Annotated in this window: 3 protein-coding genes and 1 pseudogene; all 4 read left to right on the forward strand. The window is 42.5% G+C overall.

Features of this window, described 5'->3' with window-relative positions:
* Window positions 1-369: zinc finger domain-containing protein (locus tag I8748_RS00405; protein ID WP_318781169.1), on the forward strand; the 369-nt coding region annotated here is incomplete at its 5' end.
* Window positions 370-471: 102 nt separating this feature from the next.
* The gene (gene ndhO / locus I8748_RS00410) at window positions 472-687 is read left to right on the forward strand and encodes an NAD(P)H-quinone oxidoreductase subunit O (protein WP_096559092.1); all 216 of its coding nucleotides are present in this window, start codon (window positions 472-474) and stop codon (window positions 685-687) included.
* Window positions 688-906: 219 nt separating this feature from the next.
* On the forward strand, window positions 907-1,884 hold the full coding sequence (gene mdh / locus I8748_RS00415; RefSeq protein ID WP_198122746.1) for a malate dehydrogenase: 978 nt from the start codon (window positions 907-909) through the stop codon (window positions 1,882-1,884).
* Between the two features lie 173 nt (window positions 1,885-2,057).
* Window positions 2,058-2,628 (forward strand): annotated as a pseudogene (locus tag I8748_RS00420) (helix-turn-helix domain-containing protein); the annotation flags it as partial.

Genomic DNA, 2,628 nt, shown 5'->3' on the forward strand with positions numbered 1-2,628 from the left:
CAAAACCGCCGCCGTCCGATTAAGACTGCGCTACTAGATCAATCTGTGGTGGCGGGATTAGGTAATATCTACGCTGATGAAGCCTTATTTAAGAGTGGAATCTTACCAGAAACTTTATGTACAGATTTGCAGTTAAAGCAAATTGAGCGTTTACGAGCAGCCATTATTCAGGTCTTAGAAACCAGTATTGAGGCTGGAGGGACAACTTTTAGTAATTTCCTAAATGTTAAGGGGATTAATGGAAATTATGGAGGTGTCGCCTGGGTTTACAACCGCACTGGGGAACCCTGTCGAGTTTGTAGTAATTTGATACAGCGCACTAAGTTAGCTGGAAGATCCAGTCACTTTTGCCCACAGTGTCAAAGCTAGGGGAGTAGGGAGTGGGGAGTTAGGAGTTAGGAGTTAGGAGTTTTTACTCAGAACTCTTTTAAAATGCAGATAAAAGAATTTATAAACTTGAGAGGGGAACTTATGGCATTGAAAAAAGGAGATACAGTTCGCGCTGTGCGGGAGAAGCTGGAAAACAGTGTAGAAGCACAAGCTAGTGATACTCGCTTTCCTTCCTACTTGTTTGACAGCAAGGGCGAAATTGTAGATATTAAAGGTGATTACGCTTTTGTAAAGTTCGGAAAAGTGCCAACGCCAAATGTTTGGTTACGTTTGGATCAACTTGAAGAATTTAAATAACAGACGTTATTCCGGAACTCCCAGATAAATCATTCCGCTTGAAGTTGTTGACTGCTGACTGCTAACTGTCATCAGTCATCAGTCATCAGTCAGCAATTACAATTAGCCTTCAAACTAAAGGATGTTGTTGGCTAATTACTAAAAACCCAAAATTGTAGGGTGGGCACTGCTGACTTCTCCATTGAAGTCTCATCTTCAACCAGTAGCCGCACCCTAATTATGTCTTCTTCCTCTGATCCCCCAATCGTATGTAGTTTACCTCGTGTCACTATTGTTGGTGCTGGTAGAGTTGGTAGCACCCTAGCCCAACGGATAGCAGAGAAAAATCTCGCAGATGTAGTATTGCTGGATATCGTTGAGGGTATGCCCCAAGGTCTAGCACTTGATTTAATGGAAGCTAGGGGAATTGAACTACATAATCGCCAAATTATTGGCACAAACAACTATATTGATACATCTGGTTCCCAAATTGTGGTGATTACCGCCGGACTTCCCCGCAAACCAGGTATGAGTCGGGATGATTTGCTGTTAACCAATGCCAAAATTGTGGTAGAAGCAGCCAAGAATGCGATCGCTCACTCTCCCAATGCTATTTTTATTGTCGTCACTAATCCTTTAGATGTGATGACTTATTTAGCTTGGCAAGCCACTGGTTTACCACGCCATCGCATTATGGGTATGGCTGGTGTTTTAGACTCGGCCCGCTTTGAAACTTTCATCGCCTTGGAATTAGGCGTGTTACCTGCCGATGTTAAAGCCATGGTGTTGGGTAGCCACGGTGATTTAATGATGCCCTTGTCTGGTTACGCCACTGTCAACGGCATTCCCATCACAGAATTACTCGATGCACCTACCATTGAACGTTTGGTACAAAGAACTCGCAACGGTGGTGCGGAAATTGTGGAATTGATGCAGACTGGCGGTGCTTTTTTCGCTCCTGCGTCTGCTACAAGTATGATGGTGGAATCAATTGTCTTGAATCAATCACGGTTATTACCCGTGGCGGCTTATCTTCAAGGTGAATATGGTTTAGAAGATGTTGTGATTGGTGTTCCCTGTCGCTTGGGATGCAGTGGAATTGAAAGTGTATTGGAATTGACTCTCACAGATGAAGAAATCGCAGCATTAAAAGTTTCGGCACAATCTGTACGGAAAAATATTGACCAGGCACAGAAAATATTGACAACCAAGATGTGACTGCGATCGCTACTTTTTTTGTCAACTATTTAGTAATAGGACTTACGCAAGCGTCATATTTTTTCCGCCTGGGTTGTCAAGAGTCAATAGTCAATAAGTAAGTAGGCACGAAAAAACCAAACTATGTGAAGATAAGTAAATACGGAGAATGTATCTACCGAGGTAACAAAAATATGGGTGCGCGTTTAAGGGTGTTTTTAACTAGTGAGCAAGACCGAACCCTTTTAAATTTGAAAACAGCAGACGTACCGCAGAAAGTAAAAGACCGAGCAGAAGTAATCAGATTAAACGCGCATGGCTGGTACGTAGAAAAAATAGCGGCTCATGTAAATTGGAATTCACAGACAGTAAGGGAGGTTTTGCACTCTTGGGAAAAGTATGGTCTGGAAGGACTGTGGGAACTACCTGGCCGGGGGGGTAAATCAAAGTGGAAACAAGAAGACATAGCATTTTTGGAAGAAACTCTCAAAAAAGAACCACGCACATACAATAGTGTTCAATTAGCCCAGAAATTAGAAAGTGAACGCAGTGTTAAATTGAGTCCTGACCGATTAAGACGGGTACTCAAAAAAAGGGGTTCATTTGGAAACGAACAAGGAAGAGTCATCAAAACAAGCAAGATAGAAAGCTCAAACAAATCAAGCAAGCAGACTTAGATATGTTGGAACTGGCTGCTGCTGCTGGAGAAATCGATCTGAAATATTTAGATGAATCAGGTTTTTGTGCATGGAGTGAACCAAGTTA

Source organism: Amazonocrinis nigriterrae CENA67 (assembly GCF_016056305.1).
Taxonomy (GTDB): domain Bacteria; phylum Cyanobacteriota; class Cyanobacteriia; order Cyanobacteriales; family Nostocaceae; genus Amazonocrinis; species Amazonocrinis nigriterrae.

Coding starts and splice junctions, on each gene's coding strand:
- ndhO (WP_096559092.1), top strand. CDS start 472: ATGGCATTGAAAAAAGGAGATACAGTTCGCGCTGTGCGGGAGAAGCTG.
- mdh (WP_198122746.1), top strand. CDS start 907: ATGTCTTCTTCCTCTGATCCCCCAATCGTATGTAGTTTACCTCGTGTC.